The sequence below is a fragment of the Caballeronia glebae genome, assembly GCF_001545035.1.
Classification (GTDB): Bacteria; Pseudomonadota; Gammaproteobacteria; order Burkholderiales; family Burkholderiaceae; genus Caballeronia; species Caballeronia glebae.
Genome location: NZ_FCOJ02000024.1, coordinates 44,566 through 61,610 on the forward strand (window position 1 = coordinate 44,566; position 17,045 = coordinate 61,610).

A 17,045-nucleotide genomic window follows, 5' to 3' on the forward strand; every position below is an offset into this window, starting at 1 on the left:
CGTTACGGATTCTTACGGGACCGGTCTTTCGCGCGATGAAGACGCGGCGCACGCGCGTGCCATTCCCGCGACAACCCGGCGCGCGCGTGAACCGCGCGCAAAACGCGGCTGAAACACGCCGTAACGGAAAGAAATGGAAAGTTGGCAAGCGTCGCGAGGGCTTCGGCCTTGCGCTTAGAATCCGCGAATGACTCCACATGTACTGATGGTCGACGACGACCCCGTCGTGCGCGATCACGTTCGCGACTATCTGCAACAGCACGGCTTCGACGTCTCCGTTCTTCATGACGGCACGGAACTGAAGCGCCGCGTGCGGGCCGAGCGTCCCTCGATGATCGTGCTCGACGTGATGATGCCCGGCAAGGACGGCATCAGCGCGCTGCGCGAATTGCGCAATGCCCGCGACGATATCCCCGTGATCCTTCTGACAGCGCGCTCGGATGTGCTCGATCGCGTGATCGGCCTGGAACTCGGCGCGGACGATTACCTCGGCAAGCCCTTCGATCCGCGCGAGTTGCTGGCGCGCATCCGCTCGATCCTGAGACGCCGCGAGAGCACGCCGCCCGACACGGCGAGCGCGCCCGAAATACGCCCGGCCTATCGTTTCGGCCCGTTCGAAATGGACTTCGGCGCGCGCGAACTTCGCCGCGAGGGCGAACGCATCACGCTGCGCTCGGGCGAATTCGCGCTGCTCAAGACGCTCGTGAAGAACGAGATGATCGTGCTCACGCGCGCGCAGCTCAACGAGAAGATGCGCGGCAACGGCGCGCATCGCGATCGCAGTCTCGATGTCGCGATCTGGCGTCTGCGCCGTCTGCTCGAAATCGATCCGTCCGAGCCGCGTTACGTGCAGACCGTATGGGGTCAAGGTTATATCTTCGTACCGCACGGCGATCCGACCGCGGCCGGGCGCATCGCGGCGCACGCGGGCATCTAGCGGCGCGGCGTCATGCTCAGAAAGTCAGCACGCTCATGAAGAGGCGTTGCAGCCAGCCCATCGTCGTGGAATCGGCGAGCATGCCCACGCCCGCCTGCTCGATGCGCGCGTTCGCCACCTTGTTCGACGCGACGTAATTGCCCGCCTCGATATCCTTCGGATTGACGATGCCCGAGAAACGCAGCCGGTCCTGATTGCCGCTCATCGCGATGATCTTGTCGCCCGCGACCACGAGATTGCCGCCCGGTAACGTGCCGATGACCGACACCGCGAGCGTGCCGCTCATCGCCGATAGATTGCTCGTGCTGCCGTTGCCCTTGAACGACGTGTCCGCCGAACCGACATTGAAAAGGCGCGCAAGCCGCGCCGCCGCGCTGCTCGACTTGTCGGCGGCCTCGGCGCTGATGCTGCTCGCGCGACTCGCTTTGGCATCGGCGGAATTGCTGCCTTGATACGACTCCGCGAGACGGATCGTCAGCACGTCGCCGACCTTTTGCGCGCGCGACGTTTCGTACAGCGAGCCCGAAGCGCCCGCCTGATAGATCGCGCCCAGCGTATTGACGTTGACCGGCTGCGCGACCGTGGGCGCATACGTGGGCATCTCGACGATCGAGCGCGATCCCGCCGACGAACACGCCGCGAGTGCGAGCGCGAACGCCGCGCATGGCAATGACGCCAGTTTCATGAACAATCCTCTCCTATGAATCAGGGCGTGTCGTGTAGGGCGGCGAGACGCCATCGGTCGGTCGCGTCGCGCAGCCACGCTTCGTAGGCCTTCAGGCGATAGATCACGCGCGCCGAAGCCGCCGCGCCGTTCGCTTCCAGCGTGATCGAACTGCTCGCGTTCTCCCAGATGCGCGTCCGATAACCGTTCGCGCGTTCGACGCGGCTTCGGCCGAACTTCGACGACAGCGCGTCGGCGAAGTCATCGGCCACGCGCGCATCGATCACGAACGACATGCGATACAGACGCGGCGACGGATCGCCCGGCATCGCCATGAAGCGCAGCACGTGATCGCGCGCGGGCGCGCCATCGACAACCGCCATCGATTCGCTCCAGCCGTTTTGCGTGCGATGCGCCCACTTGCACGCGATCGACAGGCTGTGCGCATCGCGCAGCACCATGCCGAGCGATGCCGCTTCGAGGTCCGTGTCGCATACGGCGACGCTGCCGGGCGGCGTCGCGCGCGCGGGCTCGTCACGGCGGAACGCGTCGAGCGCGATACCGAGTTGCAGGCCGCGAAAGTCGAACGGCTTCTGCGCTGCGGCGAATGCGGGCATCGCCATGCAAACGAGCAACGCGCAACGAAGAGACGTTCGCTTCATATCAGTCGATGGCAGTGGCGCAGGCGTCGAAAGGCGTGGACGCGGCATGCCCCACGACCGGCACGACCTTCAGCAACGCCGATGTCGCGCGGCACGGCAACGCGGCGAGCGCGCAGCCGTCGAGCATGAACGGGCACGCCGCCAGCGCCGCGCACGCGAGCGCGAGACGAAAAGACTTGCGCATGATTTACGCGGTCGTGTCGACGTGATTGCCGAGATGCGCCGGATTGCTCGGCGACGTCTTCGCGGCGGGCGTGCCGGTGTCGACCGTGGGCGTGTCGGCGGCGTGCTTGATGGGCAGCGTGTGCGGCACCGTTTGCGCCGTATGTTGAGTGGTTGGGCTGCTGACGTTCATGCTGCGCGCTCCTTCGGGATGAGAGACCGTTGCGGATTGCAACGCGAGCAATCATCCGCGAGCGCGCGAAGTCGCGATCATGCGAGCAACACGCCCTTTTCCCGAGTGCTTACTCGCGCTTACTCAGCCGTTACCAGTTCTTTCCAATGTTATGGATCGGGATGCTGCGGCGCAGCGCGGCGCGCGAGATGGTATGACTGTTTCGATAGCAAAAGCGGGTTAACGTGAATTAAAAGTGGTCGAATACCTTCATATAGTCAATCTATCTCGGCGCCCTTGACCGGATAGCCTAAAACCCAAATACCGGAAAGGCATCGGGATAAATAGAACAACGAATTAACAGGTTATTCCATAATCATTCGAATAAGCTCGGATACATAGCCAACGGATTGGAGGAACCACTGACATGAAACGCCGCACCGTGTTAGTTGCGATGGCCGCCGCGCCCTTGAGCGCAATGCTCCCGCTTCCCGCTTTCGCGCAGAAACCTATCGTGCTCGGTTTCGCGCAGGTGGGCGCCGAAAGCGAATGGCGCACCGCCAACACCGAGTCGATCAAATCGAGCGCGAAGGACGCCGGCATCGACCTGAAGTTCTCCGACGCGCAACAGAAGCAGGAGAATCAGATCAAGGCTATACGCTCGTATATCGCGCAAAAGGTCGATGTAATCGCCTTCTCGCCCGTTGTGGAGACAGGCTGGGAAACCGTGCTCGTCGAAGCGAAGAACGCGAAGATTCCCGTCGTGCTGACGGATCGCGCGATCAGCAGCAAGGACGACACGCTATATGTAACCTTCATCGGCTCCGACTTCACCGAGGAAGGCCGCAAGGCGGGCCGCTGGCTCGTCGAGAAGGAGAAAGGCAATTCGGGGCCGGTCAATATCGTCGAGTTGCAGGGCACCGTGGGTTCGGCGCCCGCCATCGATCGCAAGAAAGGCTTCGAGGAAATCATCAAGTCCGATCCGAAGTTCAAGATCATTCGCTCGCAGACCGGCGACTTCACGCGCGCGAAGGGCAAGGAAGTAATGGAAGCGTTTCTCAAGGCCGAAGGCAAGAAGATCAACGTGCTCTACGCGCATAACGACGACATGGCGATCGGTGCGATCCAGGCTATCGAGGAAGCGGGCATGAAGCCGGGCAAGGACATCATCATCATTTCCGTCGATGGCGTGAAGGGCGCATTCGAAGCGATGATGGCGGGCAAGCTCAACGTTTCGGTGGAATGCAGCCCGTTGCTCGGGCCGCAACTGATGTCGGTCGTGAAGGACGTCAAGGCCGGCAAGCCCGTGCCCAAGCGCATCGTCACGCAGGAAAGCATCTTCCCGATGGAGGTCGCGGCGAAGGAATTCCCCAATCGCAAATACTGAGCCCCGATGACATCGCCAGTACTGGAGTTGCGCGGCATCGACAAGCGCTTCGCCGGCGTCCATGCGCTGCAGGACGTGAACCTCACGCTCTATCCGGGTGAGGTTCACGCGCTCATGGGGCAGAACGGTGCGGGCAAATCGACGCTCATCAAGGTGCTGACCGGCGTCGTGAGTCTCGACGCCGGCGAGATTCTGCTCGACGGCCACGCGATACGCCCCGACTCGCCGCTCGCCGCGCAGAAGCTCGGCATCAGCACGGTGTATCAGGAAGTGAATCTGTGCCCGAATCTCTCGGTGGCGGAAAACATTTTCGCCGGCTATTTTCCGCGGCGCGGCGCGCTGGCCGGTTATCGCATCGACTGGGACGCGACGCACCGGCAAGCGCGCGAATTGCTTGCGCGCATCGGCCTCGATATCGACGTGACGCGCGTGCTGACGAGCTATTCGGTCGCGGTGCAGCAGATGGTCGCGATCGCGCGCGCGCTGAAACTGTCGTCGAAAGTGCTGATACTCGACGAGCCGACTTCCAGTCTCGACGACGACGAAGTGCGCCGCCTCTTCGACGTGCTGCGCCGCCTGCGCGACCAGGGTCTCGCGATTCTCTTCGTCACGCACTTTCTCAATCAGGTCTACGCCATCTCGGATCGCATCACGGTTCTGCGCAACAGCCGGCGCGTGGGCGAATGGCCCACGGGCGAACTCGGCACGCAGGCGCTCATCGCGGCGATGCTCGGCCGTGAACTCGCCGCCGCGCAAGCGCGCCAATCGCCGCCCGACGACATAGAAACGGCCGCGCAGGAAGCGGCGCTCCTCGACGCCACGCGCCTCGGCCAGAAAGGTCAGCTTCAACCGCTCGATCTGCGCGTGCGCGCAGGCGAAGTGGTCGGCGTCGCCGGCTTGCTCGGCTCGGGACGCACCGAACTCGCGAAGCTGCTCTTCGGGCTCGAAAAGCCGGACGAAGGCGAGCTGCGTATCGATGGCGTGCCGGTCTCGTTCACGACGCCCGCGCAGGCGATCCGCCACGGCATCGCGTTTTGTCCTGAAGAGCGCAAGGCGGATGGCATCGTCGCGGAGCTTTCGCTGCGCGAGAACATCGCGCTCGCGTTGCAGGCGCGCATGGGCGCGCGGCGTTGCCTCACGCGAGCCGAACAGAACGCGCTCGCCGAACGTTTCGTGCGCGCGCTCGGCATCAAGGCCGCGACGCTCGACATGCCCATCGGCCTTTTGTCCGGCGGCAATCAGCAAAAGGCGCTCATCGCGCGATGGCTCGCGACCGAACCGCGCCTCCTGATTCTCGACGAGCCGACACGCGGCATCGACGTCGCCGCCAAACAGGAAATCATGGACGAGATACTCCGGCTCGCATCGACTGGCATGGCGGTGCTGTTCATCTCGTCGGAGATATCGGAGGTGGTGCGGATCGCGAATCGCATCGTCGTGTTGCGCGACCGGCGCAAGGTCGGCGAGCTTCCCGCTGGAACCAGCGAAGATATGGTGTGCGAAATGATCGGAGCCGAACATGGATGACACCGCGCGCCGCATGACCCTTCGTTCGATGATGGAGCATCGACTCGGCTGGCCGATCGTGACGCTCGTGCTGCTGCTCGCGTTGAACGCGGCGTTCAATCCGGGCTTTCTGCACGTCGAGTGGCGCAATGGGCATCTCTACGGCAGTCTCGTCGATATTCTCAATCGCGCCGCGCCGCTCGCGGTGGTCGCGCTCGGCATGACCATCGTGATCGCGACACGCGGCATCGACATCTCCGTGGGCGCGGTCGTCGCCATCGCGGGCGCGGTCGCCGCATGGGCGATCGGCGGCTCGATCGCGGGCAACGTCACGCGCTTTGCGTTGCCCGTCGTAATCGTTGCCGCGCTCGGCGTCGCGTTGCTATGCGGCCTGTGGAACGGCTTGCTGGTCGCGCGCGCGGGCATGCAGCCGATCATCGCGACGCTCATTCTGATGGTCGCGGGACGCGGCATCGCCCAACTCATCACGAACGGCCAGATCATCACGATCTACTACACGCCCTACTTCTTCTTCGGCGGCGGTTATCTGCTGGGCTTGCCCACGTCGATATGGATCGTCGCGCTCGTGTTCGTGCTGCTTTATCTCGCGATCACGCGCACGGCGCTCGGCCTGTTCCTGCAGGCGATCGGCATCAATCCCACGGCCGCTCGCGTCGCGGGCGTGCAGGCGAGAAAACTCACGCTCGGCGCGTATGCGTTCAGCGGCTTGTGCGCGGGCGTCGCGGGCATTCTCATCAGTTCGAACGTGAAGAGCGCCGACGGCAACAACGCGGGCCTCCTGCTCGAACTCGACGCGATTCTCGCCGTCACGCTCGGCGGCACCGCGCTCACCGGCGGGCGCTTCACGCTCGCGGGCAGCGTGATCGGCGCGCTCATCATCCAGACGCTCACGTATCTGATCTATTCGCTCGGCGTGCCGCCGGAGGTGAATCTCGTGGTGAAGGCTATCGTCGTGTTCGCGGTGATGATGCTGCAATCGGGCGAGTTCCGCGCGACCGTCGTGAAGTTCGCGCGCCGCCCTGCCCTTGCGGATCGAGAGGTGCGCCGATGAGCTCGCCGCTGCCCAAGCCTCCGGGCGTCACGCTCGCGCATCGCCGCGACGCCATCGCACCGGCGCGCAGAGTCTCGACGAGCCGCTATCTGCCGCTCGCCGCGACGGTCACGCTCTTCATCGCGATATCCGTGCTCGGCTCGGTGATGTACACCGGTTTCTTCTCGCCGCAAGTCTTTCTCAATCTGCTGATCGACAATGCGTTTCTGATCGTCGTCGCGGTGGGCGAGACCTTCGTGATTCTCTCCGGCGGCATCGATCTTTCCGTGGGATCGGTCATCGCGCTCACGACGATGGTCTCCGCCGCGCTCGTCGAGAAAGCGGGCTGGCATCCGCTCGTCGTGATCCCGCTCGTGCTCGCGATGGGCACCGCGTTCGGCACCCTGATGGGCTGGCTGATCGCGCGCTTTCGCCTGCAGCCGTTCATCGTCACGCTCGCGGGCATGTTCCTCGCGCGCGGGCTGTGCTATCTCATCAGCATCGATTCGATCAGCATCATCGATCCGTGGTACGCGGCCGTATCGCAGATTCGCGTTCCGGTGATGAGCGGCGCGTCGCTGTCGCTCGGCGCGGTGATCGCGCTCGTGGTGCTTGCCGCCGCCGTGTTCGTCGCGCACTACACGCCGTTCGGCCGCACCATCTACGCGGTCGGCGGCAATCCGCATTCCGCGCTTCTGATGGGCTTGCCCGTGAACGCCGCGACCATCGGCGCCTATGCGTTGTCGGGCTTCTGCTCCGCGCTCGGCGGCGTGCTGTTCACCTTCTACATGCTCTCCGGCTACGGCCTGCACGCGATGGGCCTCGAACTCGATGCGATCGCATCCGTCGTCATCGGCGGGACGCTGCTCACGGGCGGCGTCGGCTATGTTATCGGCACGTTGTTCGGCGTGCTCTTGCTCGGCATCATTCAGACCTTGATCTCGTTCGATGGCTCGCTCAGTTCGTGGTGGACGAAGATCGCGGTCGGCGCGCTGCTGCTCGTGTTCTGTCTGTCGCAGCGCGCATTCGGCGATCGCGCGGCGGCGAAGCGCTGACGAAGACATGGACTATCGCCATCCACAACCTCGCAAGAGCATGCACGCGCGCATCGTGCAGGAGCTCGGCATCGATATCGTGAGCGGCAAGCTCAGGCCCGGCGATCGTCTTCCCGCCGAGGCGAAGTTATGCGAAGCCTATGGCGTGAGCCGGCCCGTGCTGCGCGAAGCGACGCGCGTGCTGGTCGCGAAAGGACTCGTGCTGTCGAAGCCGCGTCTGGGCAGCGTCGTGCGTCCGCGCGACGAATGGCACACGCTCGATCCCGACGTGCTCTTCTGGACCATCAACAGCGTGCATGAAGGCGAGTTCTTCCAGTCGCTGCTCGTGGTGCGCAGGATTGTCGAACCGGCGGCGGCCGCGCTCGCCGCATCGAATGCAACGGAAGAGGAAGTCACGTGCATCCGCGACGCGTACGAGCGGATGTCGCAAGCACCCACGCCCGAGGCGTTGCTCACGCCCGACCTGGAGTTTCATCGCGCGATCATGTCGGCGACGCATAACGACTTGCTGATGTATATCGGGCACATGTTATCGCTCGCGCTCTCGGAATCGATCAAGCTGACGAGCCGTCATCCGGATACGCATGCGCTGTCCTTGCCGCGTCACAAGGCGATTCTCACCGCGATCGCGAACCGCGATCCGCTCGGCGCGCGTCACGCGAGTCTCGTGCAGCTCGACAATGCACTCGCCGATGCGCAAAGCGTGTTGTCGGCGGTTTATCAGGAGTGAGGCTGCTCAAGTGCTGCGCCGCCATGCGTTGTCCTTCAGCGCGTTCGCGAGCATATCCACGGACCACGCTTCATCTAGCGCCTGACGCAAAAGCGCCTGCTGACTCTTCGGCGCAAGGCCGCCGATGGGCGGATCGCGATCGAGGTTCGTCGGGAATGCATAACCTTCCGCGCAAGATGCGATAACCGTGTCGATCTGCGCATCGCTCATGCGCCGCGTCGATTTGAAGTCGAGCAGCACCGGATAGACCGACTCGCACATGCGCGCGCGATCGAGTGTTTCCATCGCGCGTCCATAAGCCGATGAAACCTGCAGCAGATTCGCCATGCGCTGCACATCGCGCGTGCGGTTCGCGCCCGCCGCATGAAAGAGCGCGGGGCTGAAGAAGAGCGCGTCGCCTTTTTCGAGCGGCAATTGAACGTAGTGCGCTTCGAAGTACTCGCGGAAGTCCGCGCGACGCCACGCCAGATAACCTTGCGCATAGCGTTGCGAAAATGGCAGCAGCTTCGTCGGACCGCTTTGCACGGTCATGTCGCTATGCGCGACCGCGCCTTGCAGCGTGAGAAACGGCGACATCGCATGGACATGCGCCGGATAGCGCCGCACTTCGTCGGCAGTCTGGAAGCCGAGGTGATAATCGCGATGCGCCTCTTGCGCGTCTCCGCCCGGACGCACGACATTGACTTGCGATGTCATCTGAAAACCGGGGCCGAGCCATGCAAGCGCCGCGCATTCGATGAACGGATTCGCGAAGTAGCGCGCGAACACACGCGGCGCCTGCAGGCATAACTTTTCCTGAGCGTTCCAGATGCGATCGTTCGCGCCCGCCTTCGCGAAGTGATCGGCCGCGCTCGAACCTCGTTCGCGCTCTTGCCGGATTATCGATTCGAAGATCGCGGTGGCCTCGTCGATGGGTTCGATGTCAGCGTATGCACGCTTGAGCACGAACACGCCCGCGCCGTCTCGCAAGACCGTCGCCCATTCCGCCTGCAACGCCATACGCTTCGATGGATCGTTCAACGCGTCGGCGAGCGCGCCGCAGTCGTAGAGCGGAATGTTGCGCTGGATGTCCCGCGCGAACGTCAGCTTGTGTTGCGTGTCGCGCTGCAGCAGGCTCGCGAATGCATCGAGCGAGCAATCGCTCTCCATGTACCAGTTCGTCTCGTTCATGTCTCGCTCCGTTTTTAACAAGCATAGCGGCAGATGCGCAATGCGTGGAAGTCGGAGATAACGGCGGCCAAGCCGCGCACGATTTTCGTCACCGAGCAATGTTCACCTCAACGGATCGTGGCCCCCAATTCATCAGCGAGTACCGCCAGTGCGAATGATGAAGTGGTTCCGCTGATGTGCATGCGGCGCGTGCTTCGAGCGCCGCGCGACTAGCGATTCGGCCGGCGCGGCACGGGCAGGAAATGCAGCAAGGCTTTGAGCGTATAGATGACGATCACGGTCCCGGCAAGATCGCCCACGAACATTGCAAAGAATCGCGAGACGATATTTTGCGCATCGCCCTGAAGATAAAACCAGATGTTATGCAGCAGCGGGCCGGCTATCGCATAGGCTATGGTAAGAATCATCAGTCTGCCCGCCGTCAGATTCGATAGCGACGCATCGAGTCCATAGATCTCACGCGCGAGACGATACACGGCATAAGGCGCGACGGTCGCGATAATGCCGCCGACAAACGATCTCACCGGATCGTTGGGAAAGAAATAAAAGAAATCGACGAGCCAGCTTGCGAATAGCAGTCCCAGCGCGCCATCCACTCCGAGCAGCAGCGTGCTGAGCAGACGAATACCGGCCGGGAGATAAATCCAGTTCACGCCTCGCACGAACTCTGAATGAGTAAAGATTTCCTGATTGGCCCAGAGCGAAGCTATGAAGATAAGCGCAGTTCCGACGACAGAACCCAGGCGCAATTGAAGGGTAGACATTGGCGGCGTGCCAGTGGGCGGCGGCAAGGACGCACATCTTACCGTAGCACCGCGCAGCGCTCATGCCTCGCGCATCGTCCGCATATGGTGTTCCGATAACTCACCGTGATTCGCGGATAGTTCGAGTTTCGCCGCAATGCGCTCCAGCTCGTTCAGAAGCGATTCGAGTCGCACCCGCTGAATGGGCGCGATGGCGGGCGCATGCTGCAATTCCTCGATGCGCTCGCGCCAGTACGACACGGGCCACGCCGCGCTGCGATGCCAGTGCCGCGAGCGGATCATCCTCGCGAGATGATCGATCTCCTGCTCGATGAAATGCGCTGTGATGTAGTTGTAGTCGCGTTCCTGAACCACGCCCTGCCCCCGGAAAATCGCTCGGGCAAAGAGAAATGTACTCGCTCATTCGCTCTTTATTGCGCCCTCGATCGATGTTCTATCTTATCACTTACTTATCAGGGTGATAAATACAATACCGCTTACGGTTTGCCTTCTATCGCAAGTGCTATGATCGGCTCGTCCCCTTCAAACAGTTTTTCATGGTCAAGAAGAGCGCATTCGATGCCTATTTCCGCTTCCTGAATCTGGCTCAGGCGGTACAGGCATTGCCCTCGGTGCCGAAGCTCGACGCCGCCGAGGAACGCTTGCTCGAAGCACTCACGGCGTCCTGGCACGCGGGCCATACGCTGACCGTTACGGAGACGATGGCGCTGTCGGTGGCGGGTGCGCCGGCTACCGTGCATCGCAAGCTGACGAATCTCCGTAAGCAAGGGCTCGTATCCGTCGACGAGAGCAGCGACGATCTGCGCGTCAAGACGGTCGCGCCAACGCGAAAAGCATTGGAATACTTCGAGAAGCTCGCGGCATGCCTCGACGAGGCAAATAAAAAGCGCTGAACAGCGCCCTCGCAAGTTAAGCGTCGTGCTCAGAACCGGTCGATCATGCCGATCTGCACGCCACGCACCGGCGCGCCGGGATAAGCCGCTGGAATCCCGACGACGTTCACGCCACGCAGCGTGAAGGTCGCGTCGCCACGATTGCGCAGCATCGCACCGCTCGCATAAAGCAGCACCTTCGGCGAAAGGTCGTACTCGCACGCGACGCTGAACTGGTCCGCGTCGTTGTCGCCGCCCGAACGGTCGCGCGCATACGCGTAGCCGAGCGACGCGCGCAGGCGCGGCGTCGCGGCATAGCGCATCGAGACCGAAAGGCCGTCGTTGTGATAGCGCGGCGTTCCACCATCGCCATTGAAATACGACACGAAGGCCGTCGTCTTGCCCATGCGATACGACACGCCCCCGAGATTCGCGCGCAAGCCAGCGTCGCCTTGCGTCTGCTGATGCGCGTAGGAAATGCGCAGCGGCCCGTTGTTATACGCGAAGGTCTCGTAATTGCCCGATAGCCCGTTGCCGTCGCCGCTGTCGCGCAGCGCGACCATGAGCGTCGTCGTGAAGCCGTGAAAATCGGGCGACAGATACGTGATGCCGTTATTCGTATAAGGCGTGATCTTCGACAGATTGTTGAGCCCCGACGCGATCGTGCCCGCGCCGAAGGCGTCGAGCCCGCCCTTGAACGGGATATAGATCGGCGAATACTGGCGGCCCATGCGTAGCTCGCCCCACGGCGCGCCGAGCCCGATCCACGCCTGCCGGTTGAAGATGGTGTTGGCCGTCGCGAAGGTGCCGTCGGCGGAGCTGAAGCCGCTTTCGAGATCGAAGAGCAGACGCGTGTCGGCGCTCAATTGCTCGTAACCGCGCAAGCCGAAACGCGAGCCGCGATACGCGCCCGAATCCATGCGCGGCGTCCAGGACGAGCCGGGGTTCGTCACTTCGATGCTGGTGTCGATGGTTCCGTACAGGGTCACGGCGCTCTGCGCGTGCGCTGTCGTTGCGCAAATTCCGCACATCATCGACATGGCCAGCAAGCGGTTGAAAGTGTTTGTCAGGCGCATGAAATCTTCGGCTCGATATTGAGCCGACGCGATCGAAATACAGGGATGAGTGTTACGAGGCGGCGGCATTCACACCAGGCAATGCCGTCCGCCATGATAATCGCCCGAGCGGACGATTAGCGATTCAATGCATATGCGATGACGTAATCACCACGATCCGGCGATTGCCGCGCGCCGCCCGCCGAGATCAGCACGTATTGTTTGCCTGTCTTCGGCGACACATAGCTCATCGGCCCGCCCTGGCTTCCGACCGGCAAGCGCGCCTTCCACACTTCGCGGCCGGTGGCGCTGTCGAACGCGCGCAGATAGTAGTCTTGCGTGCCCGCGATGAACACGAGGCCGCCTTGCGTCGCGAGCGTGCCGCCGAGCGTCGGCATGCCGATGGGCATCTTCATGCGCATCTTGATACCGAACGGCCCGGTGTCCTCCACCGTGCCCACGGGCACTTGCCACAAGAGCTTTTGCGTCTTCAGATCGACGGCTGAGAGCGTGCCGAACGGCGGCTTCTGGCACGGAATGCCGAACGGCGACATGAAGCGGTTCTTGTTCACGGCATACGGCGTGCCCTTCAGCGGCACCGCGCCCATGCCCGTGTTCACCGCTTCGCCGCCGTCGCTCGCGACCGCGTTGTCGGTCTTTTGCGGAATCATCTGCACCCAGAGACCGAGGCGCATGTCGTTCACGAAGATGACGTGATGATTCGGATCGGTCGACAGGCTGCCCCAGTTCATGCCGCCGAGCGAGCCGGGAAAGTCCAGCGAGACATCCGTGCCGGGCACAGTGAAGAGGCCCTCGTTACGCATCGACTTGAAGCTGATGCGGCACATCAGCTGATCGAACGGCGTCGCGCCCCACATGTCCGATTCTGTCAGCGTACCCGAGCCGATCCTCGGCATGCCGACCGAGAACGGCTGCGTTGCGGAATATTGCTCGTTGGGGATCGTGCCCGTCTTCACGGTGCGTTCCTCGACGCGCGTGAGCGGCTTGCCCGTCATGCGGTCGAGCACGAAGATCTGGCCGGATTTCGTGCCGAACACGACCGCGGGTTTCGTCGAACCGTCCTTTTCGGGGAAGTCGATGAGGCTCGGCTGCATCGGAATGTCGAAGTCCCACAGATCGTTGTGGACCGTCTGGTACACCCACTTTTCCTTGCCGGTGGTTGCGTCGAGCGCGAGGATCGACGTCGCGTACTTATGATCCAGCGGCGTGCGATTGGCGCCCCACAAGTCCACGGACGAACTGCCCATCGGGATGAACACGGTGTTCATCGCGGCGTCGTAGGACATCGGCGCCCAGGAGTTCGGCGTGCTGCGCGCATACGTCTCGCCCGGTTGCAGTCGCACGTTCGGATCGTCGTGGCCCGGATCGAACGCCCAGCGCATCTCGCCCGTGATGACATCGAAACCGCGCATCACGCCGCCCGGCATGTCGGTCTGCACGTTGTCCGCCACGCGTCCGCCCACGACGACGGTCGTGCCCGCAAGCGTCGGCGCCGACGTCAGTTGATACTTCGGATCGTCGGCCTCGCCGAGACCCGCCTTCAGATTCACGAATCCGTGCTCGCCGAAGCCTTCGCACAGCGCGCCGGTGTCGGCGTCGATGGCGACGAGGCGCGCGTCGATCGTGTTCATCAGCAAGCGGCGCTGGCAGCTTGCGCCTGCCGCGACGGAAACGGGCGTCACAGGCGTCGAGCCAGCCACGGAAGGTTGCGTCAACGGCTGGGTCGCATCGAAATAGGCGAGGCCGCGGCAGCGGTTCCACGCCTGCGACTTCGCGTCGATCTCGCGCTTCCAGATCTGCTTGCCGCTGTCGGCATCGACGGCGATCACGTTGTTATGCGGCGTACACATGTAGATGCGCTCGCCGATCTGCAGCGGCGTCTGCTGATCTTCCGCGCCGTTGCCGGTCGGACTCTCGGGGACATCGCCGGTATGGAACGTCCACGCGACCTGCAGATCCTTCACGTTGTCGCGCGTAATCTGATCGAGCGCCACGAAGCGGCTGCCGCCGGGCGTATTGCCGTAGTTGCTCCAGTCCTTTTGCGCGTGTTCCTTCGCCACGGGCACGAGCGGCGTTTCGCCGCCATCGGACGCGACGGTCGGATGCGGCTGAAACATCCGCACGAAGGTGACGACCATGCCGAGCGCGATGACGGCGGCGAACGCATACGCACGCTTCGAAGCGGGCTTGCCGGTCTCACGCCTGCGCAACGCCGGCCACGTGAGCAGCGCGAGCGCCATGAAGCCGGAGGGCAGCATCAGACGCGACACGAGCGGCCAGAAATCGAAGCCGGCGTCCACGGGCGCCCAGATGAGCGTGCCGATGAAAACCGCGCCGAACGCGATCACCGCCGACGATTTCGCCCGCATGAACTGCACCGCGGACACGACGATGACCGCGCCCGCGATCAGGAAATACGTGCTGCCGTGCAAAAGCGCGAGCTTCACGCCGCCGGCGAAGAAAAACAGACCTGTGGCCAACAGCGCGAGGCCCAGTAAAACACACGCCGCTCTCAGACCGGCCGAAAGACGGGCTTCACTCGTAGACATTCAATCTTCTCCAGGAATCTGCCATGGCGATCTGGCATCGGCCGACGACAAGGAACGCGGCGGCCGTGTTGCGCCGCGCGATGAAATGCGTTCCGTGAAGTCGATGCGTCGAGCGACGCATGTCGTCATTCGCCGATACCGCAACACGCGAGAAACCGGCGACGCGTGCATGCGTGCGCCGGTGTGCGCGGCTGGATCGCCTGCCCCGCGCGGCCGATACGAATCGGCCGGGGCATTAGCGTTAACCTTTATATTCTAACTGGATAGTTAAACACTTGCATAGTTCGTTGTCCTGTCTCACGGCGCGCGCTCACACTTCGTGCTCGCTCTTGAACGCGTCCCCTTCGTGTTCGAGCCATGAGCGAAACAGCACGATCAGATCGTGCCCCGCCTTTTCATCGGCGACATAGGTGCAATAGCTTCGCGACGGCAAGCGCGGACCGTCGAACGGCGCGACGAGACGGCCTGCCGCGAGATCGTCCGCGACGAGCGCCGTCGGGCCCATCGCGACGCCCATGCCATCGACGGCGGCCTGCAAGGTCAGATAGAAATGATCGAAGGTGAGCACGGCCGCAGGCGTGAGCGCCGCGATGCCCGCGCGCGCGAGCCAGTCCGGCCAGACGCGCGGCAGGCTCGACGTGTGCAGCAGCGTGTGCCGCCGCATGTCTTCGGGCGTGTGCAACGGGAGACGTTCAGACAGCGCGGGACTGCACACGGGCAGGCGCTCCTCGTCGAGAAAGGGCCGCATCGCGTAGCCGTAGAACGTGTCCGGGCCGCCGCGAATCACCATGTCGTAATTGTCCTTCAGGCTTTCGACCGGTTCATTCGATGTCTCTATCCTGACCTCGACATCAGGATGACGCGTGCGGAATTTTTCGAGCCTCGGCACGAGCCAGCGCAACGTGAAGGTTGCGGGCGCATTCACGGTGAGCGTTCGCGACACAGCCTCGGACAAGCCGTAGCGCGCCGTGGCCTGCGAAAGCCGATCGAAGAGCGGGCCGATTTCCGCGAGATAAGCGCGCGCCGCCGGAGTCAACATCACGCGGCGGTTGTGACGCTCGAACAGAGGCGCGCCGAGCCACGCTTCGAGCAGACGCACCTGCTGGCTGATCGCGCCGTGCGTCACATGCAGTTCGGCCGCGGCTTCCTTGAAGCTGCCGAGTCGCCCCGCAGCCTCGAAAGCGCGCAACGCGTTCAGAGAAGGCAATATCGGTCTCATTCACAAGAGTTTTTCTAACGCGACGACGCAATTTATATGGTTTGCGATGGCCTTACAAGATAGTTATTCTACGAAGTACTCGTCACATAACCGACACAAGAAAGCATGTTCACCTACACCGGCGGTGTCGTTCTCCTCGCAGCCGTGCTTCACGCGAGCTGGAACGCGATGCTCCACGGCAACCGCGACCGGTTTCTGTCGATGACGTGGATGAGCATCGCCATCGGCGTTGTTTCCGCGCTCGTCGTCTGCTATCTGCCAATGCCCGCGAAAGCCGCGTGGCCGTACATCGTCGCGTCGGGACTCGTGCATATCGTCTATAACGTGAGCCTCGTGCGCTCGTATCGTCGCGGCGATCTCGCGCAGGCTTATCCGATCGCGCGCGGATCATCGCCGATGCTCGTCACGCTCGGCGCGGCCGTCTTCGCGCACGAGGCGATCGGGCCGGTGCACGCGTTCGGGATCGTGCTGATCTCGGGCGGCATCATGGCGCTCGCTTTGCAAGGCGGCCGCGTGTCGCGCGCGGGCGCGCTCGCCGCGTTCACGACGGGCGTGACCATCGCGATCTACACGGTGATCGACGGCATCGGCGTGCGTTTGTCCGGCGGCGAAGCGCTCACCTATACCGCGTGGATGTTCATCTTCTACTGGTTCATGCCGCTGATCTTCGTCGCCAAACGCGGCACGGCGGCGCTCTTTACGCCCTTGAAGGAAGCGCCGATGGCCGTGGGTTCGTCGCTCGCGGGCGGCCTCGTATCGATAGCGGCCTACGGCATCGTGATCTGGGCGATGCAATCGGGCGCGATGGGCACGGTGTCCGCGTTGCGCGAGACGAGCGTCGTGTTCGCGGCGCTCATCGGACGCGTGTTCCTGCAAGAGGCGGTCAGCGCGAAACGCTGGCTCGCGTGCGTGGTCGTCGCGGCCGGGGCCGTTTGTCTCGGGCTATGAACGGCCCGCATGCTTTCACGCGTAAGGCACATGCGGCGAACTGAAGGCCAAGCGTGCCTTTGATCGACGAATCGGGATTGCGCAGGGTTCGGTAGATTGCCCATCGTGGCATCGGGCCCCA

At 63.1% G+C, this 17,045-nt stretch carries 18 protein-coding genes; 8 read left to right on the forward strand and 10 right to left on the reverse strand.

The genetic code is table 11. The features are described from left to right. Nucleotides 1-187 precede the first annotated feature (187 nt). The gene (locus AWB82_RS17895; RefSeq protein ID WP_086969487.1) at nt 188-937 is read left to right on the forward strand and encodes a response regulator; all 750 of its coding nucleotides are present in this window, start codon (nt 188-190) and stop codon (nt 935-937) included. A gap of 16 nt (nt 938-953) precedes the next feature. Here AWB82_RS17895 and AWB82_RS17900 read toward each other — a convergent pair whose 3' ends face one another. Genes AWB82_RS17900 through AWB82_RS37670 form a run of 4 tightly spaced genes read right to left on the reverse strand, consistent with a single transcriptional unit; the run spans nt 954 to nt 2,618 of the window. Continuing rightward, nucleotides 954-1,622: a flagellar basal body L-ring protein FlgH gene (locus AWB82_RS17900; protein ID WP_086969489.1), complete on the reverse strand. Its 669-nt coding sequence runs from the start codon at nt 1,620-1,622 to the stop codon at nt 954-956. A gap of 20 nt (nt 1,623-1,642) precedes the next feature. Then, nucleotides 1,643-2,263 (reverse strand): hypothetical protein, encoded by a 621-nt coding sequence (locus AWB82_RS17905; protein ID WP_086969491.1) that lies wholly within the window; start codon nt 2,261-2,263, stop codon nt 1,643-1,645. 1 nt (nt 2,264) lies between these two features. Next, nucleotides 2,265-2,447 (reverse strand): DUF6726 family protein, encoded by a 183-nt coding sequence (locus AWB82_RS17910; protein ID WP_086969493.1) that lies wholly within the window; start codon nt 2,445-2,447, stop codon nt 2,265-2,267. A 3-nt stretch (nt 2,448-2,450) separates the two neighbouring features. Beyond that, nucleotides 2,451-2,618: a hypothetical protein gene (locus AWB82_RS37670; RefSeq protein WP_159462598.1), complete on the reverse strand. Its 168-nt coding sequence runs from the start codon at nt 2,616-2,618 to the stop codon at nt 2,451-2,453. Nucleotides 2,619-3,024: 406 nt separating this feature from the next. Here AWB82_RS37670 and AWB82_RS17915 point away from each other — a divergent pair, with 406 nt between their 5' ends. The 5 genes from AWB82_RS17915 to AWB82_RS17935 are packed head-to-tail and all read left to right on the forward strand — an operon-like array spanning nt 3,025 to nt 8,326. Beyond that, complete coding sequence (locus tag AWB82_RS17915; protein WP_086969495.1) at nt 3,025-3,984, forward strand: ABC transporter substrate-binding protein; 960 nt, start codon at nt 3,025-3,027, stop codon at nt 3,982-3,984. Nucleotides 3,985-3,990: 6 nt separating this feature from the next. Further along, complete coding sequence (locus AWB82_RS17920; protein WP_086969497.1) at nt 3,991-5,511, forward strand: sugar ABC transporter ATP-binding protein; 1,521 nt, start codon at nt 3,991-3,993, stop codon at nt 5,509-5,511. Next, nucleotides 5,504-6,562, forward strand: coding sequence for an ABC transporter permease (locus tag AWB82_RS17925; RefSeq protein ID WP_086969499.1), 1,059 nt, complete (start codon nt 5,504-5,506; stop codon nt 6,560-6,562). Before AWB82_RS17920 ends, AWB82_RS17925 begins: the two co-directional genes overlap by 8 nt. Next, nucleotides 6,559-7,596 carry a galactofuranose ABC transporter, permease protein YjfF gene (gene yjfF, locus AWB82_RS17930; RefSeq protein ID WP_096031435.1) on the forward strand — a complete coding sequence of 346 codons (1,038 nt, stop codon included), beginning with the start codon at nt 6,559-6,561 and terminating at the stop codon, nt 7,594-7,596. The genes AWB82_RS17925 and yjfF overlap by 4 nt, the downstream gene beginning before the upstream one ends. Before the next feature lie 7 nt (nt 7,597-7,603). Beyond that, the gene (locus tag AWB82_RS17935) at nt 7,604-8,326 is read left to right on the forward strand and encodes a FadR/GntR family transcriptional regulator (protein ID WP_086969501.1); all 723 of its coding nucleotides are present in this window, start codon (nt 7,604-7,606) and stop codon (nt 8,324-8,326) included. 6 nt (nt 8,327-8,332) lie between these two features. Here AWB82_RS17935 and AWB82_RS17940 read toward each other — a convergent pair whose 3' ends face one another. The 3 genes from AWB82_RS17940 to AWB82_RS17950 all read right to left on the reverse strand — a co-directional run bounded on the left by AWB82_RS17940 (nt 8,333) and on the right by AWB82_RS17950 (nt 10,614). Continuing rightward, nucleotides 8,333-9,496 carry a phytanoyl-CoA dioxygenase family protein gene (locus AWB82_RS17940; protein ID WP_086969502.1) on the reverse strand — a complete coding sequence of 388 codons (1,164 nt, stop codon included), beginning with the start codon at nt 9,494-9,496 and terminating at the stop codon, nt 8,333-8,335. A gap of 209 nt (nt 9,497-9,705) precedes the next feature. After that, the gene (locus tag AWB82_RS17945; RefSeq protein WP_235023339.1) at nt 9,706-10,149 is read right to left on the reverse strand and encodes a hypothetical protein; all 444 of its coding nucleotides are present in this window, start codon (nt 10,147-10,149) and stop codon (nt 9,706-9,708) included. A gap of 171 nt (nt 10,150-10,320) precedes the next feature. After that, nucleotides 10,321-10,614 (reverse strand): hypothetical protein, encoded by a 294-nt coding sequence (locus AWB82_RS17950; protein ID WP_086969505.1) that lies wholly within the window; start codon nt 10,612-10,614, stop codon nt 10,321-10,323. A gap of 182 nt (nt 10,615-10,796) precedes the next feature. Here AWB82_RS17950 and AWB82_RS17955 point away from each other — a divergent pair, with 182 nt between their 5' ends. Continuing rightward, on the forward strand, nt 10,797-11,153 hold the full coding sequence (locus AWB82_RS17955; protein WP_086969507.1) for a hypothetical protein: 357 nt from the start codon (nt 10,797-10,799) through the stop codon (nt 11,151-11,153). A gap of 29 nt (nt 11,154-11,182) precedes the next feature. Here the strand turns inward: AWB82_RS17955 and AWB82_RS17960 are convergent, their stop codons facing one another. From AWB82_RS17960 to gcvA, 3 genes are all read right to left on the reverse strand, one after another. Beyond that, nucleotides 11,183-12,208, reverse strand: coding sequence for a porin (locus AWB82_RS17960; RefSeq protein WP_096031436.1), 1,026 nt, complete (start codon nt 12,206-12,208; stop codon nt 11,183-11,185). Nucleotides 12,209-12,324: 116 nt separating this feature from the next. After that, nucleotides 12,325-14,757, reverse strand: coding sequence for a glucose/quinate/shikimate family membrane-bound PQQ-dependent dehydrogenase (locus AWB82_RS17965; RefSeq protein ID WP_086969509.1), 2,433 nt, complete (start codon nt 14,755-14,757; stop codon nt 12,325-12,327). Nucleotides 14,758-15,067: 310 nt separating this feature from the next. After that, the gene (gcvA, locus tag AWB82_RS17970; protein ID WP_086969511.1) at nt 15,068-15,976 is read right to left on the reverse strand and encodes a transcriptional regulator GcvA; all 909 of its coding nucleotides are present in this window, start codon (nt 15,974-15,976) and stop codon (nt 15,068-15,070) included. Nucleotides 15,977-16,081: 105 nt separating this feature from the next. On the opposite strand from gcvA, the gene AWB82_RS17975 reads away from it, so the two are divergent. Continuing rightward, a complete protein-coding gene (locus AWB82_RS17975) occupies nt 16,082-16,924 on the forward strand; it encodes a DMT family transporter (protein ID WP_086969513.1) in 843 nt (280 codons plus the stop codon). Nucleotides 16,925-17,045 lie beyond the last annotated feature (121 nt).